Source organism: Paenibacillus sp. EB106-06-01-XG199 (genome assembly GCF_058791575.1).
The window spans coordinates 977,156-995,777 of the sequence record NZ_JBYTDQ010000003.1 but is presented as its reverse complement, the minus strand read 5'-3'; the positions used below and the strand labels follow the sequence as shown (position 1 = coordinate 995,777).

Below are 18,622 nucleotides of genomic sequence, written 5' to 3'. Positions count from 1 at the left end.
TTTGCTTTTCCTATCAAACGGATGGCTTGCCTTGGGCAGAGCCGGCCGTTTCTTTGTGTGAGTATAACACCGTCGTTCCTCCACGAATTGACGGTGATTTCGCACGTAGCTATAATAGGAATATTGAGTAATGAAAGGGGAACTAGCAAGAGCATGAAGAGACTTTTGAGCTTTATCATTACCGTGCTCGTTTTAACAGGCGTCATGGCATTTAGTACTCCCGGACTATTGGACAAGGTTCGACTGGGGCTTGACCTGAAGGGCGGTTTCGAGATTCTGTATCACGCGGAGCCGATGGAAACAGGAGGAGAACTGAGCCATGCCTCGCTGCAGAAAACAGCGGAAAGTCTGGAGAAACGTGCCAATGCGCTTGGCACAAGCGAACCTGAAGTAACTACTGAGGGAACTGACCGCATCCGTCTGAAAATTGCGGGCGTTACCGACGAGGCCGAGGTACGCAAGAAGATGAAGGAACCTGCGGTTCTGACCTTCCGCAGTGCTGCCGAAGGCGATGCTCCTGGAGTTTACAGCAAGATAGAACTCGTGGGCAGTGACTTTGTTGAGAATGCTGCCGAGGTTCAAAGCAACAACTTGAACCAGCCTGAGATCGGGATTACTGTTAAGGATAAGGATAAATTCGCGGAAATTACCAAGCGCCTGCTGGGTAAAGAACTCGCTATTTATCTTGATGAGCAATTGTTATCCGACCCTCCACCAACGGTAAGAGCAGTACTTACAGATGGAAAAGCTTCGATTTCCGGAGGTTATACTATAGAAGGGGCCCGTGAACTGGCCGACACGATTAACCTCGGTGCCCTTCCGCTGAAGCTGACAGAGAAATATTCACAAAGCGTAGGCGCTACCTTGGGTAAACAATCCCTTGATCAAACGATCAGAGCGGGACTTGTGGGTTCCCTGATTATCTTGATCTTTATGATCGGCATGTACCGCTTGCCGGGCCTGCTGGCCAGCTTTGCACTCATTCTGCATACATGGCTGCTGATTCTGGTATTTGTCGTTGCCGACTTTACGCTGACACTTCCTGGTATTGCCGCATTTATTCTCGGTATTGGGATGGCAGTTGACGCCAATATCATTACCAACGAACGGATAAGAGAAGAAATGCGCAGCGGGAAGAGCATATTGTCTTCCGTCAAAGCGGGGAATAAAACCTCTTTCCGGACCGTTATGGACGCCAATGTGACGACTATAATCGTAGCGGCCGTTATGTTCGCATTTGGTACGGGTGCGGTTAAGGGCTTTGCTCTGATACTGATTGTGGAGATTGTGCTCAGTATCGTAACGAACCTCTATTTTGCCCACTGGCTGCTCAGTACACTGGTCAAAGCCGGCGTTCTGAAAAAGCCGAAGCAATTTGGGGTAAAGGAGAGTGACATCCGTGCGCTTTAAGAAAGAACTTGATTTTGTACATTTGAGTAAGTTTTTCTATATTTTTTCCATTGTCCTTACGATACTCGGCTTAGTGTTCCTGGGCTTTCTTGGACTGAACTACAGCGTTGATTTCAAGGCCGGCTCCAATGTTGACGTGGCGCTGTCCAAGACGATTACACAGGAAGAGCTTAATCCTGCGCTCAGCGGTCTGGGCCTCTCCCATGAACCAAGCATCACCATTGGTGAGAAACGGGTGAATATCCGTTATGATGAGGTTCTTAAAGAGGAACAGAGCGAGCAGCTGCAGGCTGCAATTAACAAGATTGATGATAAAGCTTCCTTCGAGATTAACACGGTAGATACAGAAATGGCCAAAGAGCTGGCGCGTAATGCGATCTATTCTGTGCTAATTTCCTGTTTGGGGATTATCATTTATGTAAGTATCCGCTTTGAATGGCGTTTTGCCCTGGCTGCGATTGTAGCGTTGGCTCATGATGCGTTTATGGTTGTTGCGATCTTCTCGATTTTCCGCCTGGAGGTGGATTTGACCTTCATTGTCGCGGTGCTGACCATTATCGGTTATTCCATCAATGATACCATCGTTATCTTTGACCGGATTCGCGAGAATTTGCGCTTCGGCAAGCAGAAGACGTATGAGGACCTTAAGGGACTGGTGAACAAAAGTGTGAGCCAAACCCTGATGCGTTCCCTCTACACAGCGTTTACGGTATTTATTGCTGCATTCTTCCTGCTTATCCTTGGCGGAGAGTCTATCAAAATGTTCTCACTTGCGATGGTTATCGGTTTGCTCTTCGGAGCCTATTCCTCGATCTTTATCGCGAGTCCGCTCTGGCTGCTGCTGAAGAAGCGCCAGAAGACTCCAGTGAAGAACAATCCGGCCAAAGCTTAAAATTTCCTGTCCCGAAAAGCCGCGTCAAAGGCGACGCGGCTTTTCGAATCTTTGGAGTGGAATGAGCAAACTTCAATCATCATGAGATTACTCGCTACCCGGCAAGGAGGGCCTCGTTATGAATGACAAACAATCACCGCAAAGTGAGACGGTTGCCTGGACTGGAATCGTCAGCGATGTTGCATTAGCTTTGGCTAAAGGAAGTGTTGGCTATTTCTCCGGCAGCAAAGCACTGCTGGGTGATGCTTTATATTCCGGAGCAGACGCTGCAGCCAAGCTGGCGGATATTCTTCCGTGGCGCTCAGAACTGGTTAAGAGGAATAAAGAAACAGAGCGTACCCAGAAAGGGCAGCGTAATAAGGAACCGATTGTCGCGATCCTTTTTTCAGTTCTTATTCTAATGGGCGGGCTGCAAATTGCCTTCTCGGCAATTCGCGATTTAACCCGGGGACATTTATCACCCACTGGAGAGGCGGCGATTGTCACCGTCCTGATCTCCATCGCGTTTAAAGAGGCTATCTTTCAATATCAATATCGTTATTTTAAGAAAATTGGCGATGGCAGCCATGCCGCATACGCGGATAACCACCGCTTCAGTCTATATACTTCAATTACCGTATTCGTCGGGATTGCCGGGTCGTTTGCTGGAGGATATCTCAACTGGAATCCGCTGCTGTATATGGACCCGATTGCCGCTCTTCTAACCAGCGCACTAATTATCCGTAAAGGGTATTCACTGATTATGACTTCTGTATTGGCCCAGAGGGATCAGGAACTTCCTTCCGCGGAGACGGCCAGCTTTATTGAAACCGTGGAACGGGTGCATGGTGTTATTCGTGTAGAGTATTTAAAAGCACTTGAGCAGGGGCGTTACGTGAACCTCCAAGTTAAAATCAGCGTCAACCCGCGGATTACCGTGACGGAAGCCCAGGATATTTCGGAATGCGCCAGGAAGCTGCTGCAGCACCGTTTTGTCCATGTGGGCGAGGTTCATATGGATGTTGTGCCTTATGATCCGGGTTATCCTTACAAAAGCAACTATGAGCTCGTGGACAACGATAGTCCCACGCTGCTCCAGTAGTTCGCAGGGTGAGAGAAAGGTGAACTCAATTGCTTCATTCAAAAACAAGATGGCATTCTCCGGCAGCCGATCCCATTGCAGTAGAGGAATTGGCCCGGAGCCTTTCTATTTCTCCGCTCCTTTCATCACTGCTGGTAACCAGAGGTTTGGGGACGGCTGCTGATGCTTTGCAATTCATGGATGGAGGCGCGGAGGATAGACATGATCCGTTCCTGTTGAAGGGAATGGCCGAGGCGGTTCCGCGGATCAAAAAAGCATTACAAGAAGAAGAACATATTCTCGTGTACGGTGATTATGATGCGGATGGAGTGTCCAGCACCGCGCTGATGATCTACCTGCTGCGTTATCTGGGGGCATCCTTTGACATTTATATTCCCCATCGTTCAAATGAAGGCTATGGGCTGCACAATCATGCGCTGGACTGGGCGGTACAGCAGGGAGTATCGCTGGTCATTACCGTAGACACCGGAATTAGCGCTTATCATCAGATCGCTTATGCGACAGAGCTTGGAATTGATGTGATCGTAACGGATCATCACGAGCCGCCTGAACTGCTGCCGGAGGCCTTTGCACTGATTAATCCGAAGCTTCCTGACTGTCCTTATCCTTTTAAGGGTTTGGCAGGTGTGGGGGTTGCCTACAAGTTGGCTGAAGCCATGCTTGGGGACGAGGTACCGGAGGAATGGAGCGAGATCGCGGCCATTGGTACAGTTGCTGATCTCATGCCGCTGCTCGGTGAGAACCGCAGTCTAGTGCGCAGAGGACTCTCCAGTATGCGGCATTCACCTTTCCCGGGGATCCGGGCCTTGCTTGATGTCAGTGGTGTAACGATGAGTACAGTGAGCGCTATAAATATTGCCTTTGGCATGGCGCCGCGCATTAATGCCAGCGGCCGGCTGGATCACGCAGGCCGTGCTGTGGCTTTGCTCACTACCACAAATTCGGGGGAAGCTGAACAGCTTGCCGGAGAACTGGATCTGCTTAACAAAGAGCGTCAGCTGGTCGTGGAAAGAATCGTCACGGAAGCCACCGCTAAATTTGAGCAGCAGACCGCAGAGGGAACACTGCCGGATATTATTGTTCTTGCTGATCAAGGCTGGAATGTCGGCGTGGTGGGTATTGTGGCCTCTAAGCTGCTGGACAGGTATTACCGTCCGGTGATTATACTGGATGTTCACCCGGAAACAGGGATGTGTAAAGGTTCTGCCCGCTCGATTCCCGGTTTGGATATTTATGCAGCGCTTTCTTCCTGCGCCGGGCTGATGGATCATTTCGGCGGCCATCCAGCAGCAGCAGGGATGAGCCTGCATCGTGATAAGCTGGAAGAATTCGCGGCTGCGCTTAATGAGTTTGCAGCCTCCGTTCTCCAGCCGGAACATTTCATGCCTGTGACAGCAGCGGACGGTGAAACGGCGATCTCTGATTTAACGCTGCAGGCCGCACTGGATCTGGACAGGCTGGCTCCCTTCGGGATGGCCAATCCGCTGCCCAAGTTTATAGTTCGCGGAGCTGCGGTGAAGGAGACCCGCAAGATGGGGCAGGATGGCAAACATCTCAAGCTGGTTTTGCAGCAAGGCAAGCATACGATTGAGGCGGTAGCCTTCGGCAAAGGAGCATTAGCCCAATTGCTGCCAGGAGGCACTATGGTTGATGTCCTGGCAGAGCTTTCGGTGAATGAATGGAACGGTTCGCGCAAACCTCAGCTGATGCTGCAGGATTTAGCAGTCCCGAATGCGCAGCTGCTGGATTTGCGCGGGACAGCTGATGCAGTGAAGCAGGCGGCTACCCTCAAAGAGCTGCTGCTGCAATTCAGCAGCGGAACTTCCTTCAGCGCTGCAGCTGTGTTTCACAACAGCCGCATGACGCCGCTGAATCAATTGAAAGGCATGTCGCTTTGGGTATATGATGAGAATGCCGGGATCTCCGTGCTGAATCAAGGGCAAGCCGAAACAGGTGAAGGCAAGGTTTCCCTGCTTTGCCTGCTGGACATGCCGGATACACCGGAGCAGCTGGATGCGGTGCTTACTGCTTTTCCACAAGCTGAGAATATCGCATTGCTGCACTCCATTCGGGATGGCCGTGACCGGCTGCAAATACCGACACGTGATCATTTCAAGTCGTTATATAAATTGCTGGCTTCGATTGCAGCTGCGGCGACACCGGAGCACGAGGTGCTGCTGCGGCTTAGCCGCCAGTCTTCACTCAGTGTGCGCATGCTGGGCAAGATGCTTGAGGTGTTTGAGGAACTTGATTTTATCAAGCGCAGCAATGGGACCATTACCTTTGTTACCCAGCCTGCGGCGAAGAGTCTTACGGCCTCCCGGCATTTTGTCAGACTGGGTGAGACTGCGAAAATGGAGCAATATTTCATGGAAGGCAGCCTCAGCGAGCTGCAGGAATGGATGCTGTCCCGCCGTTTAGGAGCATCCTAGGTCGGAATGGACTGGAGGCTTTGCTTCCGTAGCAAGTTTGTTTGAAGAGAATTCAGTGAGGGAACTGCTCACAACCTTTAGGAGATGATCATGTTGGATTTAAAAGACAGTATTCGTGTGATTCCGGACTTTCCGCAAGTGGGAATCAGCTTTAAAGATATAACTACATTGCTTAAAGACGGCGACAAATACCGCCAGGCGATTGATGAGCTTAAAGCGCTTGTGTCACATCTGCAGATTGATGTAATTGCCGGTCCTGAGGCGCGCGGTTTTGTAGTCGGCGCACCGCTGGCTTACGCACTGGGGGTCGGATTTGTACCGATTCGCAAGAGTGGCAAACTTCCTTACGAAACCATTGAAGTGGGTTATGATCTGGAATACGGCAAGGATAAACTGGCCGTTCATACCGATGCCATCAAGCCGGGACAAAAGGTGCTGATTGCTGATGACTTACTGGCTACCGGCGGTACCATTGCCACATCAGTTAGTCTGGTGGAACAGCTCGGCGGCAAAGTTGTCGGCGCTGCTTTTCTCATCGAACTTGTAGAGCTTGCCGGCCGCAACAAACTTTCGGATATTGAAGTGATATCCCTGATGACTTACGAGGACTAAATTAAAAGAGGGTAACTTTTCCCGGGAAATAAAAAGCGGATCGCTGTCGAACGAAGACAGCGATCCGCTTTTATTAATAGATTCGTTCTATTTACTATAAACGGATGCCGCCCTGAAGCAGATGAGCATCCGTTTTCTTCATAATATAAGTATTCGGGGTCTAATGGGCGGATTTCTCATCTTCCTGCTCGTTTGACCAGCCAAGAACCTCGAACAGCTTGAAGAACAGAGACAGAACCATACCAACAATCGTAGCCAGCGCCATTCCTTTAAGCTCCACTTTGCCCATGTTAAGGGAGATGCCGCTGATGCCGACAACAAGCACCAAGGTAGCCAGAATCATATTGGTTGCTTTGGAGAAGTCGACCTTCTGCTCTACAAAGATCCGCAAACCGGAAGCTGCGATAACCCCGAACAGCAAGAGGGATACTCCGCCCATTACCGGTGCGGGGATGTTGGCAATAATAGAAGAGAAGGTGCCGGAGAACGAGAGCAGAATGGCGATGACTGCCGCTCCGCCGATCACATACACCGAATATACTTTGGTTAAGGCCATAACACCGATGTTCTCGCCGTAAGTAGTATTAGGAGTAGAACCCAGGAAACCGGAGAAAATGGTGGAAATCCCGTTACCCATCAGCGAGCGGTCAAGACCGGGGTCTTTCGCCAGGTCTCTGCCGACAATGTTGCTGGTTACGAGCAAGTGGCCGATGTGTTCAACGATAACGACAAGGGATACAGGAATAATGGTGAAGATTACATCCCAGTCAAAGGATGGGGTGACGATCGTCGGGTGGGAGAAGAACTGTGCGTCGGAAATGGCACCCGTGTTAACCTTATGCATAATATAGGCCAGCACATAACCGGTAACAATCCCGATCAGAATATGAATGATTTTGGGGAAACCCCGGAAGAGTACTGCGCCAATAACCGTTACACCCAGCGTTACCATAGACAGCGTAATTGCGCTTCCGTCCGGTGTCCAGTCGGCAGTACTTACACCTTCAGGAGCAATCAGTCCGGCCATACGTGCGGCAACCGGTACCAGCTCCAGTCCAATGGTCGCCACGATTGCGCCCATAACCGCCGGAGGGAACACCACATCAATCCAGCCAGTGCCGGCATAACGGACGACTAAAGCGACGAGAATAAAGATAACACCGGTAACAATAAACGCTCCCAGTGCAAGCGAATATCCATGCATATGATCGCTCTTGTTATGGTTAAGCACAATCATTACAGGTGAGATGAAGGCAAAGCTTGATCCAAGATAAGCCGGGATTTTGCCGCGGGTAATCAGGATATAGAGCAATGTGCCGATACCGTTCATCAGCAGGATCATACCAGGGTCTACCCCAAACAGGTTAGGGACAAGCACCGTGCTACCGAACATGGCGAACAAATGCTGAAGACTTAACAGAAATCCCGGGCCCCAGGGGAGTTTCTCATTAACTTGAATTTCGCGTTGCAATGGAGTTCACTTCTCTTTCTTTATGTAGTTTTAGGTTAGGTCGCGGAAAACCGCTTTTACTAGATTAAAGAGTACGGCGACTTTTTACAACAACAATTTTACAGATGCCACGAAATTGCCCATACTTCGAGGCCTAAGCCTGCAGGAATGCCACCCTATGGCAAGTGTTGACGTAATCCATCGTAAGCGTCATAATTATAAACAACTTTAAACTGCGTGTAGTGCAGCCTGGAAGAGCTGATAACCCTGCAAACCGGACACACCTTGCGGGTTCATTCATTAAATAGATAAACTCCATTACGGAATTTTTCTTTATAGAAAGGAAACGGATACGACGAGAATGGGCATAGAGCAATTAATTGAAAAGGCTAGCGCCTATATAAAAGAAAAAGATCTTCTCCGCATCCGGGAAGCTTATGAATTTGCCGATCAGGCTCATCACGGGCAGGTTCGGAAATCGGGGGAGCCATACATTCTGCATCCGCTCGCGGTCGCAGATATTGTCGTGAATATGCAGATGGATGTCATCTCCATTATTGCAGCGCTGCTGCATGATGTCGTAGAAGATACAACGGTGTCACTGGAGCAGATCCGCGGGAATTTTGGCGATACCTGTGCCATGCTGGTTGATGGTCTAACAAAGCTGGAACGCATCCGTTTCCGTTCCAAGGAAGAGCAGCAGAACGAGAATTACCGCAAAATGTTCATTGCTATGGCTCAGGATATCCGCGTTATTGTCATCAAGCTGGCGGATCGTCTGCATAATATGCGGACTCTGAAGTACCAGTCAGAAGAAAGCCAGCGCCGTATTTCTTATGAAACGCTGGAGATTTTCTGTCCCATTGCAGACCGTTTGGGAATATCAGCGATTAAATGGGAAATGGAGGATATCGCTCTCCGTTACCTGAATCCGCAGCAATACTACCGTATTGCTAATTTAGTGCATAAAAAACGGGCGGAACGTGAAATGTTCATTGAGAGTGTAATCGGCCGCATTCGTGCCAAACTCGATGAAATGGGCATTGAAGGCGATCTGTCGGGACGTCCCAAGCATATTTACAGTGTCTATAACAAAATGAGCACCAAAAACAAGCAGTTTAATGAAATCTATGATCTGCTTGCCATCCGCATTATCGTCGACAACATTAAGGATTGTTATGCCACATTAGGCATTATTCATACTCTTTGGAAGCCGATGCCCGGACGTTTCAAGGATTATATAGCCATGCCCAAAGCGAACATGTACCAATCGCTGCATACGACGGTAGTGGGTCCAGGCGGAGAGCCAACGGAAGTGCAGATCCGTACCTGGGAGATGCACCGTACCGCCGAGTTCGGGATTGCCGCCCATTGGGCTTATAAAGAAGGAAACAGCAATAACGTTAATCCGGAGAACCGGATGCCGTTCTTCCGCGAAATCCTGGAACTGCAGCATGAAGCCAAGGATGCGGAAGAGTTTGTCGAATCGCTCAAAATGGATTTTTTCTCCGACCTTGTCTTCGTATTTACCCCGAAGGGCGAGGTTGTGGAGCTGCCGGCAGGTTCCGTTCCGCTTGATTTTGCTTTCCGTATCCATACGGAGGTAGGTAACCGGACCATCGGCTCCAAGGTGAACGGGCGGATCGTGCCGCTGGATCACAAGCTGAAGACCGGGGATATTGTAGAGATCCTGACCTCGAAGAATTCGTATGGTCCCAGCCGGGACTGGTTGAAGATCGCACAATCCTCGCATGCACGGAGCAAGATCAAGCAATGGTTCAAGAAGGAGAAACGCGAGGAGAACGTTGAAAAAGGCCGTGAAGCGATCGAACGTGAGCTGAAGCGCCTCAATGTTGAAGTATCGGATTGGCTTACGGAAGATAAGCTGACTGAGGTATCGAAGAAATTTGCTTTTGGCGATTTGGAAGACATGCTGTCGGCAGTCGGTTTCGGAGGGATTACTGCGGCGCAGATCGCCTCCAAGCTTACGGAGAAGCTGCGCAAGGATCAGGAAGAGGCCGCGGGACATCTGGAGCTTACTTCTGAGATGAAGGAAATTAAGTCCAGCGGAGAGAAACGGAATCAGCCAACCAACGGAGTACGTGTAAAAGGAATTGATAATCTGCTGGTCCGTTTTGCACGATGTTGCAATCCGGTGCCTGGCGATGACATTATCGGTTATGTGACGCGCGGGCGCGGCGTTTCCGTCCACCGCGAGGATTGTCCGAACATTCCGGGCGATGGTGACGGAGAAGAGTCGGCACGTGTAATTGAAGTGGAATGGGAAGGCAGTATGGAAGCCAACTACAGTGTTGATATTGAGATTACCGGCCATGACCGCAACGGCCTGCTCAATGAAGTGCTGCAGGCGGTGTCAGAGAGCAAGACTAACATCTCTGCGGTCACCGGACGCTCCGACAAGAACAAGATGGTGATGATTCATATGACGATCCTTATCCGCAATACAGACCATTTGCAGTCAGTGGTCGATCGGTTGAAACGGGTTAAGGATGTATATACGGTTAACCGCATTATGCAATAAGGCAAGGAGTGGAACACACCAATGAGAGTGGTCGTGCAGCGCTGCAAGGAAGCGAAAGTTACCGTGGATGGGACAGTCACTGGAGCTGTAGGCCAAGGCCTGATGCTGCTTGTCGGCGTTACTCATGAGGATACGGAGAAGGATGCTAAATATTTGGCTGACAAGATCGCCGGATTGCGCATTTTTGAAGATGAAGCCGGCAAAATGAACTTCAGCGTCACCGAGACCGGCGGAGCAATCTTGTCCGTGTCGCAGTTTACGCTGTATGGAGATTGCCGTAAAGGCCGGCGCCCCAACTTTATGGCTGCCGCAGCACCCGCTAGGGCAAAGCAGCTCTACGACTATTTCAACCATGAGCTGAGAAACAGCGGACTTACGGTGGAAACAGGTGTGTTCGGCGCAATGATGGATGTATCACTGACCAATTGGGGCCCTGTCACCCTGATTCTGGACAGCCGGGGTTAGCTGCGGAATTAATTGCCGCTTTAGCAAAATTTAAGTTGTTTACGTGCACCCGAGGATGCCGCATGGGGTTCTGTTCTAAGGACCCTATGAGGCATCCTTTGCTTTTTCCCTGCGGATAGGCGGGTCCTGGGCTGGATAAACTAAGGTAGAGCCATAATTCGCCGAGGAGCAGGGAGTCCAGCATGAGACAATCACAGAAAGCATGGGTATGGAGCGTCTTGCCGGCATATGCGGCCGGAAGTGCTGCAGAAGCCGCTGCGGCGGCCAAAGGGACCGTGGAGCAACAAGAGACTGACGTGTTGAAAGGAAGAAGCCGCAGCCTCCTGCCGCGCACTTGAAATGCTTGGGAGGCTGCGGTTTTTGGCATATTGGGCGTAACTCTTTTTATAGCGTAGAGGGATGAAAAGAAAGGTAAGCAGCTTCACTTCGTTAGAAAGCGCTGCAATAAGGGTAATAAGAAGACGAGAACAGAAAAGTGGAGAGGAGAATTAATCTCATGAGTAAAGTTGCATTTCTGCTCGCCAACGGTTTTGAAGATTCCGAAATGAAGGTACCTTACGATGAAGTCATAAAAGCAGGGCATCAGGCGGAGATCATCGGTCTGAAGAAAAACGAAACCTTGCTTGGCAAAAAAGGCAGTGTGTCCTATGCAGCCGATAAAGCCATCAGCGAGGTGAAAGCAGCAGACTATGACGCTGTGGTTATTCCCGGAGGCTCATCCCCGGAAAATTTACGGCTCGACCCTGATATCCTGAGCTTTGTGAAGGAAGCCGATGGAACAGGCAAGCCGATTGCCTCCATCTGCCACGGACCGCAAATCCTGATCAGTGCAGACTTGCTGCAAGGCCGCACGGTGACTTCCTATCCGCCACTTAAGGATGATGTTATTAACGCCAGAGCGGAATTTAAGGATGAAGAGGTCGTCGTGGACGGCAATTACATTACTTCACGCACACCGAAAGATGAGCCCGCATTTGTGCGTGAGCTGTTGAAGGTGTTGTAATAAAAGCTTGGCCCCAAAAATCTAAACAACAATCCAAGGAGGGAACGACAATGAGTAGAAGAATCCAGGCTTATTTCAGAACAGAAGATGAAGCAGAAGGCGCTAAGACGGCATTGATTCCTTACGGAGTGGATAATCTGGAAGTATCCCCGCTGACGGATCCTTTAAAAACAGACGGAAATTACAGAAATAATATCCTGATTCCCTTGGTTCCTTATAACAACTCCGCGATGACCGGTGGCACATTTGGCGCTACGGGTGCGGTTGCAGGCTCCGGCCCGATTGTTGGTGCACCTATTGTACCGGCAATCGATGCGAATGACGGTCCTGATGATTTGGATAACCGCAGTGCGGGTGATGTCCGGAATCATGCTGAATTTGATGACAGGGATTTGGACGATCTTCGTTATGTCATGGAAGTTAAGGTGGCTGACGGCAAACAGGATGAGATTATCGAGACGCTGCGCCGGAAGCGTGCTTACGTGGAAATCTTTGATTAAAAAGAGAGCACGCTCTCTCGCAGATGAATAGTTGCGAAACTACAGCTCCGCCAAATCCGTTACAGGGATTGGCGGAGCTTTTTAAAATCCAAGAATAGTAATATTTCTTTGATTTCTCTGGACAGGGAATTATGTTGTAGTGTAAAGTAGTCCTTGTGTTTCAGTAAGGGATTGTCCAGATTTATAAAACGCTTTCTTTTCTGTAATACAACCGTAATATTACATTCATGATTCCTTAATATAGCGTGTTTATAATAGAAGCATGACCCCCTTTTTTATAATATATGATGATGGACCTGCAGCAATCGGCTGTAGGTCACTTTTTTTGTAATAGCTTTTTTTATTGGATTCCTTGACTTTAGCGCAGTGGTTCAGTAGAATCTAACAATATACAGATTGTCATATAGTTTTGATGACGGGACCAAGTAATCCGTACCCCACAACCCCAGAGAGGAATCCCCCGCAGAGATGGAAATCGTCCTACCGTAGGATGAGCTTACCGTTTCCGCCCGGCTGTAAGGATTCTGTTGATGAACGGATGAATGACCTCCCCGAGAACGCACGGCGAAAGCAGGCAATGAAGATTGCCGGAAGTCAGTAGCCGATTGCGCGTAGGCGGGCGTTAACCGCTTAGAGCGGATTCAGGCAGTTGCATGGATTCGGAATGTGGGTGGTACCACGGGTGTATTATTAGGTTGATAATAATCCCTCGTCCCTGTTTGATATAAACAGGGCGAGGGATTTTTTGTTTTTTTTAGAAGTTGACAAACAGACAGGCAGAGGGTTATTTTCAGGAGGGATAGGCTGTGGCTAAAGAAAGATTCGAGAAACCAACAGGCACGCAGGATGTGCTTCCGGGTGCGGTTGAGAAATGGCAGTATGTTGAAGGGAAGGCCAGGGATCTTTGCCGCCGGTTCAATTACCGGGAGATCCGCACTCCTATGTTCGAGCACACTGCGCTGTTCGAACGCGGTGTAGGAGAAACAACAGACATTGTAGAAGGCGAGATGTACACCTTCAAGGATAAGGGCGACCGCGATCTGGCACTCCGTCCGGAAGGAACGGCCGGAGTGGTCCGTGCTTATGTTCAGAACAAGCTCTACGGTGAGCCGGATGTAAGCAAGCTGTATTATATCGGTCCCATGTTCCGTTATGAGCGTCCGCAGGCGGGAAGATACCGCCAATTTCACCAATTCGGCATCGAGGCATTTGGAGCAGTAGATCCGGCGATTGATGCGGAAGTGATTTCTCTAGGGTACCAGTTCTATAAGGATCTGGGACTGAGGGATGTAAGGGTAGAGCTGAACTCCGTGGGCAACGTACCTAGCCGTGCGGCGTACCGGGAGAAGCTGCTGGATTTCCTCAGACCGATGAGGGACAACCTTTGTAGTGACTGCCAGCGGCGTATGGACCGCAACCCCTTGCGCGTGCTGGATTGCAAGGTGGACCAGGACAAATTCGGCGGTGCGCCTTCCATTCTGGATAGCCTGGATGAAGAATGCACAACTCATTTTGAGAAGGTCAAAATGCATTTGGATATCATGGGTGTGGAGTACAGCATTAATCCCCGTCTGGTACGCGGACTGGATTATTACACGCATACAGCGTTTGAATATAAAGCAGCCGGCATCGGATCTATCGACACGGTCGGCGGCGGCGGCCGTTACAATGGTCTGGTGGAGGAAATCGGCGGTCCGGATCAGCCGGGCATCGGTTTTGGCATCGGGCTGGAGCGGATCCTGCTGATTCTGGAGAATCAAGGGGTAGAGCTGGAGACGGTGAAGCCGCTGGATGTATACTTCGTGGCACTTGGCGAAGCGGCCGATCTGGAGATTACGAAACAATTGTTCATTCTGCGCAGTCTTGGCTTTTCTGCAGAGCGGGATTATCTGGGCCGCAAGATGAAGGCGCAGATGAAATCGGCCGACCGCATGTCGGCTCGGTACACAGCGATTCTTGGTGAAGATGAGCTGAACAGCGGCGTCATTGCGCTGAAATCAATGGCTACTGGCGAGCAGCGGACCATCAAGCTGGAAGAGCTGGGACAGTCGCTGGACTAGACAGCTTGGCATGAAGTAATTGTATTGTTGCAAGAGGAAGAAGGCTTCACTGATTCATATAAGCGCAGTTACTTTTAACCATGAAGGGGTAGAATATATTATGACCAGAAGCCATCACTGTGGACAATTGACGCCGGAGCATATCGGCCAGACCGTAACTCTGAACGGATGGGTGCAGACCCGCCGCGACCTTGGGGGCGTACTTTTTATTGATCTCCGCGACCGCAGCGGAATCGTACAAATCGTTTTCAATCCCGACTATTCCGGCGAAGCGCTGCAAATTGCAGATAAAGTGCGCAGTGAGTACGTGCTCGCTGTTACGGGGAAAGTGGTTAAGCGGGACGAAGAAACCATTAACCGCAACCTGCCTACAGGAGAGATTGAAGTGCAGATTACGGATATTGAAGTACTCAATGCCGCGAAAACGCCGCCGTTCTTCATCGAAGACGGTGTGGAAGTGGATGAATCCCTGCGTATGAAATACCGCTATCTCGACCTGCGTCGTCCGGAGATGTACAAAACGATGCTGCTTCGTTCCAAATCGGCGAAGATTTTCCGCGATTTCCTGGACAACGAAGGTTTTATTGATATCGAAACACCAATCCTGACCAGAAGTTCACCTGAAGGCGCCCGTGATTATTTGGTGCCGAGCCGGGTACATGAAGGCGAGTTCTTTGGACTTCCGCAATCGCCGCAAATCTACAAGCAGCTGCTGATGGTCGGCGGTATTGAGCGCTATTATCAAATCGCCCGCTGCTTCCGTGATGAAGATTTGCGCGCTGACCGCCAGCCGGAATTCACCCAGGTCGACATCGAGACTTCCTTCATGCCGCAGGATGATCTGCTGTCGATGATGGAGACCCTGATGCAGCGCCTGCTTAAAGAAACGATTGGCGTCGAAATTGCCCTGCCGTTCCAGCGTTTGACTTATGCCGAAGCCATCGGCAAATACGGCTCAGATAAGCCAGACCTGCGTTTTGGCCTGGAGCTGGTTGAAATGAATGACATCGTAGCCAGCAGCGGCGTCAAAGTATTCGCCTCTGTGATCGAGAAGGGCGGAGAAGTAAAATGCCTCAACGCTAAAGGCTGCGGTACCTGGACCCGTAAAGAGATCGACGATCTTGGACCTTATGCCGCGCGTTACGGAGCCAAAGGACTTGCCTGGATTCAAGTGAAGGATGGCGAATTCAAGGGGCCTATCGTGAAGTTCTTCACCGAGGAAGAAATTGCTGCCGTGAAGGAACGTACCGGTGCCGAAGAAGGCGACCTGCTGCTCTTCTCTGCTGATAATAAAAAGGTGGTAGCCGATGTACTGGGTGCACTTCGCCTGAAGATCGGACGCCAGCTTGGCCTGATTGACGACAATGTGTTCAAGTTCGCATGGGTTACTGAATTCCCGCTGCTTAGCTACGACGAAGACCAGAAACGTTATGTGGCAGAACATCATCCGTTCACTCGTCCGATGGATGAAGACCTGCACCTCTTTGAGACTGATCCGGGTGCTATCCGTGCCCAGGCTTACGATATCGTGCTTAACGGCTACGAGGTAGGCGGCGGCTCTCAGCGTATCTACAAACGTGAGGTACAGGAAAAAATGTTCGATGCACTCGGCTTCTCAACGGAGGTTGCATACGAGAAATTCGGCTACCTGCTGGATGCATTTGAATACGGAACACCTCCGCACGGCGGGATTGCCTTTGGTTTCGACCGTCTCGTAATGCTGCTTGCCGGCCGTACCAACCTGCGCGAAACCATTGCCTTCCCTAAGACGGCAAGTGCGACTGACCTGCTGATGGATGCACCGGCACCGGTAGATGCAATACAATTGGAACAGCTGCACATCAAGCTGGCTCCGAAGCCGGAGAAGGTAAAGAACTAAATCTAACCAGGCCTAAGCGGAGCGGCAGCGCTGCTTCGCCGGCTTTTTGAAGGAGGCGCTACATCATGCTGCATCAGTTCTCGCGTACGGAGCTGGCCATCGGACCGGAAGGTCTGGAGATTTTGAAGAACAGTACAGTGGCTGTGCTCGGCATTGGCGGCGTAGGGGCCATGTCGGTTGAGGCTCTGGCCCGTACAGGTATCGGCCGCATTATCCTGATTGATAAAGACACAGTGGATATCACCAATATCAACCGCCAGATTCATGCGCTTACGACAACCATCGGACAGAAAAAAGCGGATTTGATGGTGGACCGTGTCAAGCTGATCAATCCGGAATGCGAAGCCATTGCCCTGAATATGTTCTACACGGATGAAACTTATGAGGAGCTCTTCAAATACAAGCCCGATTTCGTCATCGACGCTTCGGATACGATTATTTACAAGATCCATCTCATTAAAGAATGCCTAAGCCGGGGAATCCCGATGGTTTCCAGCATGGGCGCAGCTAACAAAATGGACCCGACACGCTTTAAGGTGGCTGACATTTCCAAGACGGAGATGGACCCGATTGCCCGTGTGATCCGCCAAAAGCTGCGCAAGGATGGAATCAAAAAAGGTGTCAAGGTTGTCTTCTCCACCGAGAAGCCGGTGAAACCGCGTGTGGATGTGACCGAGCAAATCGTTCCCGAAGATGCGCCGGACAGACGCAAGGCTCAACTGCCGCCTGCCAGCAACTCGTTTGTGCCTCCGGTAGTTGGACTTATTATGGTGAGTGTAGCCGTACAGGACCTTTTGAAGGCTGGCGGAGTAAACGTATAAACGAAAGCAGGCTTATCTTAGCTCGAACTAACCAAAGGACAAAAGGGCGTGCAGCCGGATTCCGGCTGCTTACGCCCTTTTATTGTGATTTTGAAATCCGGAAACAACGCAGGAATTTACCATCAGTGGAGGTATTTGCATGAAATCGAATTTTTGGCGAAATAGCGTTGGCCTGGAGCCGGGCGACAACTGGAAACAGGAATGGGCGGCTGGGATCCTATCGTATTTTGCTTCTGTATATATTGTTATGGTCAACGCTGCTATTCTGCATGATGCGGGGATGCCGCTGCGGGCCGGTATGGTGGCTACGCTGCTGACGGCAATTACCGGCTGTCTGCTTATGGCCTTCGGCGGCAAGACACCGATTATCGTCGTGCCGGGAATGGGCATTAATGCCTTTTTCACCTATACGCTGGTGCATTCCATGAAGCTGGATTGGCGGGAAGCGCTTGCTGTTGTAGTTGTGACCGGGGTGCTGTTTGCAATTGTGGCGTTCACCTCACTGTACCGAATTCTCAGTGACGCTATTCCTCATAATCTGCAGCATGCGATTACTGTCGGAATCGGCTTGTTTCTGACCTTCATAGGCCTGCAAAAAAGCGGAATCGTCATCGCCCACCGGACGACATTTGTCGCGATCGGACATTTCAGCGACCCTGCTGTGATAACCTCCTGCGTAACCCTGGTTCTGGCACTGGTGCTGTTCATCCGCGGAACACGCGGGGGACTGCTGACCAGCATGATTGTGGGCACAGGACTTGCCTATCTGTTAGGTGCGGCGCATGCCCCGGATCAGGCGGATTCCGGCCATGTGTTTTCCGGCTATGGTGATGTATTTGCAGGAATGGACTTGAGCCGGGGGTTCAGCCTTGTGTTCGTGATTGCCGTGTTCCTGCTGCTGCTGATTGTCGTGTTTGAAAATATCGGGCTGATCTCTTCCCAGACGCTGATGGCAGGACGCCCGGAGCGATTCAAGAGCAGCCTGCGCGCGTTGTCCATCGCTAATATAGCGGCAGGCCTGTTCGGCAGCAGTCCGGTAGTCGCTGCCGCAGAATCGACTGCAGGCATCGCGGCCGGCGGCAAGTCCGGGCTTACCTCGCTGGTTACCGGCATGTTGTTCGGGGCAACCTTCCTGTTCATCCCGCTGCTGGCTTATGTGCCGGACAGCGCCATCGCACCGATCCTGATTGTAATCGGCGGTCTTATGGTGCAAAGCGTACGTGAAATGGATCTCAGCGATATGACCGAGCTGTTTCCGTCCTTCCTGATCATGGTGATGATTCCGTTCACCTACAGCATTGTCGACGGTATGGCATTTGGCTTCATTACTTATCCCATCGTTAAACTCGCTATGGGCCGGGGCAAGGAAGTGCCGCCTGCGCTGTACGGCATCGCCGGACTTTTTGTGGCGAATTTTGTATTGCATGCTTTAATGGGTTAAACCTGGTGGAGCAGCTTATCCAGACTCGCCTGTA

The 18,622-nt window shown here is 50.6% G+C and carries 15 protein-coding genes; 14 read left to right on the top strand and 1 reads right to left on the bottom strand.

The features are described from left to right. Positions 1–153: 153 nt before the first annotated feature. The 5 genes from secD (at position 154) to AC3WT9_RS15170 (ending at position 6,427) form a co-directional block, all read left to right on the top strand. Complete coding sequence (gene secD / locus AC3WT9_RS15190) at positions 154–1,410, top strand: protein translocase subunit SecD (RefSeq protein ID WP_341095674.1); 1,257 nt, start codon at positions 154–156, stop codon at positions 1,408–1,410. After that, a complete protein-coding gene (gene secF / locus AC3WT9_RS15185) occupies positions 1,400–2,302 on the top strand; it encodes a protein translocase subunit SecF (protein ID WP_341095672.1) in 903 nt (300 codons plus the stop codon). The genes secD and secF overlap by 11 nt, the downstream gene beginning before the upstream one ends. A 118-nt stretch (positions 2,303–2,420) precedes the next feature. Continuing rightward, the gene (locus tag AC3WT9_RS15180; RefSeq protein ID WP_341095670.1) at positions 2,421–3,383 is read left to right on the top strand and encodes a cation diffusion facilitator family transporter; all 963 of its coding nucleotides are present in this window, start codon (positions 2,421–2,423) and stop codon (positions 3,381–3,383) included. Positions 3,384–3,412: 29 nt separating this feature from the next. Continuing rightward, positions 3,413–5,815, top strand: a complete 2,403-nt coding sequence (gene recJ, locus AC3WT9_RS15175) for a single-stranded-DNA-specific exonuclease RecJ (RefSeq protein ID WP_341379593.1) — start codon at positions 3,413–3,415, stop codon at positions 5,813–5,815. A gap of 93 nt (positions 5,816–5,908) precedes the next feature. Further along, positions 5,909–6,427, top strand: coding sequence for an adenine phosphoribosyltransferase (locus AC3WT9_RS15170; RefSeq protein WP_038600521.1), 519 nt, complete (start codon positions 5,909–5,911; stop codon positions 6,425–6,427). 160 nt (positions 6,428–6,587) lie between these two features. Here AC3WT9_RS15170 and uraA read toward each other — a convergent pair whose 3' ends face one another. Then, entirely contained in the window at positions 6,588–7,898 is a 1,311-nt protein-coding gene (gene uraA / locus AC3WT9_RS15165; RefSeq protein WP_341095666.1) for a uracil permease, read from the bottom strand. 340 nt (positions 7,899–8,238) lie between these two features. Here uraA and AC3WT9_RS15160 point away from each other — a divergent pair, with 340 nt between their 5' ends. The 9 genes from AC3WT9_RS15160 (at position 8,239) to AC3WT9_RS15120 (ending at position 18,588) form a co-directional block, all read left to right on the top strand. Beyond that, positions 8,239–10,419 (top strand): RelA/SpoT family protein, encoded by a 2,181-nt coding sequence (locus tag AC3WT9_RS15160; protein ID WP_341095664.1) that lies wholly within the window; start codon positions 8,239–8,241, stop codon positions 10,417–10,419. A gap of 21 nt (positions 10,420–10,440) precedes the next feature. Beyond that, positions 10,441–10,884: a D-aminoacyl-tRNA deacylase gene (dtd, locus tag AC3WT9_RS15155; protein ID WP_341095662.1), complete on the top strand. Its 444-nt coding sequence runs from the start codon at positions 10,441–10,443 to the stop codon at positions 10,882–10,884. 182 nt (positions 10,885–11,066) lie between these two features. Continuing rightward, on the top strand, positions 11,067–11,222 hold the full coding sequence (locus AC3WT9_RS15150; RefSeq protein WP_341379592.1) for a hypothetical protein: 156 nt from the start codon (positions 11,067–11,069) through the stop codon (positions 11,220–11,222). Positions 11,223–11,380: 158 nt separating this feature from the next. Then, positions 11,381–11,887, top strand: coding sequence for a type 1 glutamine amidotransferase domain-containing protein (locus AC3WT9_RS15145; protein WP_341379591.1), 507 nt, complete (start codon positions 11,381–11,383; stop codon positions 11,885–11,887). A 50-nt stretch (positions 11,888–11,937) separates the two neighbouring features. Then, the gene (locus AC3WT9_RS15140) at positions 11,938–12,387 is read left to right on the top strand and encodes a hypothetical protein (RefSeq protein WP_341095659.1); all 450 of its coding nucleotides are present in this window, start codon (positions 11,938–11,940) and stop codon (positions 12,385–12,387) included. An 806-nt stretch (positions 12,388–13,193) separates the two neighbouring features. After that, positions 13,194–14,447, top strand: a complete 1,254-nt coding sequence (gene hisS / locus AC3WT9_RS15135) for a histidine--tRNA ligase (RefSeq protein ID WP_038595581.1) — start codon at positions 13,194–13,196, stop codon at positions 14,445–14,447. A 100-nt stretch (positions 14,448–14,547) separates the two neighbouring features. After that, positions 14,548–16,326 (top strand): aspartate--tRNA ligase, encoded by a 1,779-nt coding sequence (gene aspS / locus AC3WT9_RS15130; protein WP_076109154.1) that lies wholly within the window; start codon positions 14,548–14,550, stop codon positions 16,324–16,326. A gap of 65 nt (positions 16,327–16,391) precedes the next feature. Further along, on the top strand, positions 16,392–17,147 hold the full coding sequence (locus AC3WT9_RS15125) for a tRNA threonylcarbamoyladenosine dehydratase (RefSeq protein WP_341379589.1): 756 nt from the start codon (positions 16,392–16,394) through the stop codon (positions 17,145–17,147). A gap of 139 nt (positions 17,148–17,286) precedes the next feature. Beyond that, positions 17,287–18,588, top strand: a complete 1,302-nt coding sequence (locus AC3WT9_RS15120; RefSeq protein WP_341379588.1) for an NCS2 family permease — start codon at positions 17,287–17,289, stop codon at positions 18,586–18,588. Positions 18,589–18,622: the final 34 nt, after the last annotated feature.

Excerpts from the sequence above, each read along its gene's own strand:
- secD (WP_341095674.1), top strand. The coding sequence starts at position 154 with ATGAAGAGACTTTTGAGCTTTATCATTACCGTGCTCGTTTTAACAGGC.
- AC3WT9_RS15180 (WP_341095670.1), top strand. The coding sequence starts at position 2,421 with ATGAATGACAAACAATCACCGCAAAGTGAGACGGTTGCCTGGACTGGA.
- AC3WT9_RS15160 (WP_341095664.1), top strand. The coding sequence starts at position 8,239 with ATGGGCATAGAGCAATTAATTGAAAAGGCTAGCGCCTATATAAAAGAA.
- dtd (WP_341095662.1), top strand. The coding sequence starts at position 10,441 with ATGAGAGTGGTCGTGCAGCGCTGCAAGGAAGCGAAAGTTACCGTGGAT.
- AC3WT9_RS15150 (WP_341379592.1), top strand. The coding sequence starts at position 11,067 with ATGAGACAATCACAGAAAGCATGGGTATGGAGCGTCTTGCCGGCATAT.
- AC3WT9_RS15145 (WP_341379591.1), top strand. The coding sequence starts at position 11,381 with ATGAGTAAAGTTGCATTTCTGCTCGCCAACGGTTTTGAAGATTCCGAA.
- AC3WT9_RS15140 (WP_341095659.1), top strand. The coding sequence starts at position 11,938 with ATGAGTAGAAGAATCCAGGCTTATTTCAGAACAGAAGATGAAGCAGAA.
- aspS (WP_076109154.1), top strand. The coding sequence starts at position 14,548 with ATGACCAGAAGCCATCACTGTGGACAATTGACGCCGGAGCATATCGGC.
- AC3WT9_RS15125 (WP_341379589.1), top strand. The coding sequence starts at position 16,392 with ATGCTGCATCAGTTCTCGCGTACGGAGCTGGCCATCGGACCGGAAGGT.
- AC3WT9_RS15120 (WP_341379588.1), top strand. The coding sequence starts at position 17,287 with ATGAAATCGAATTTTTGGCGAAATAGCGTTGGCCTGGAGCCGGGCGAC.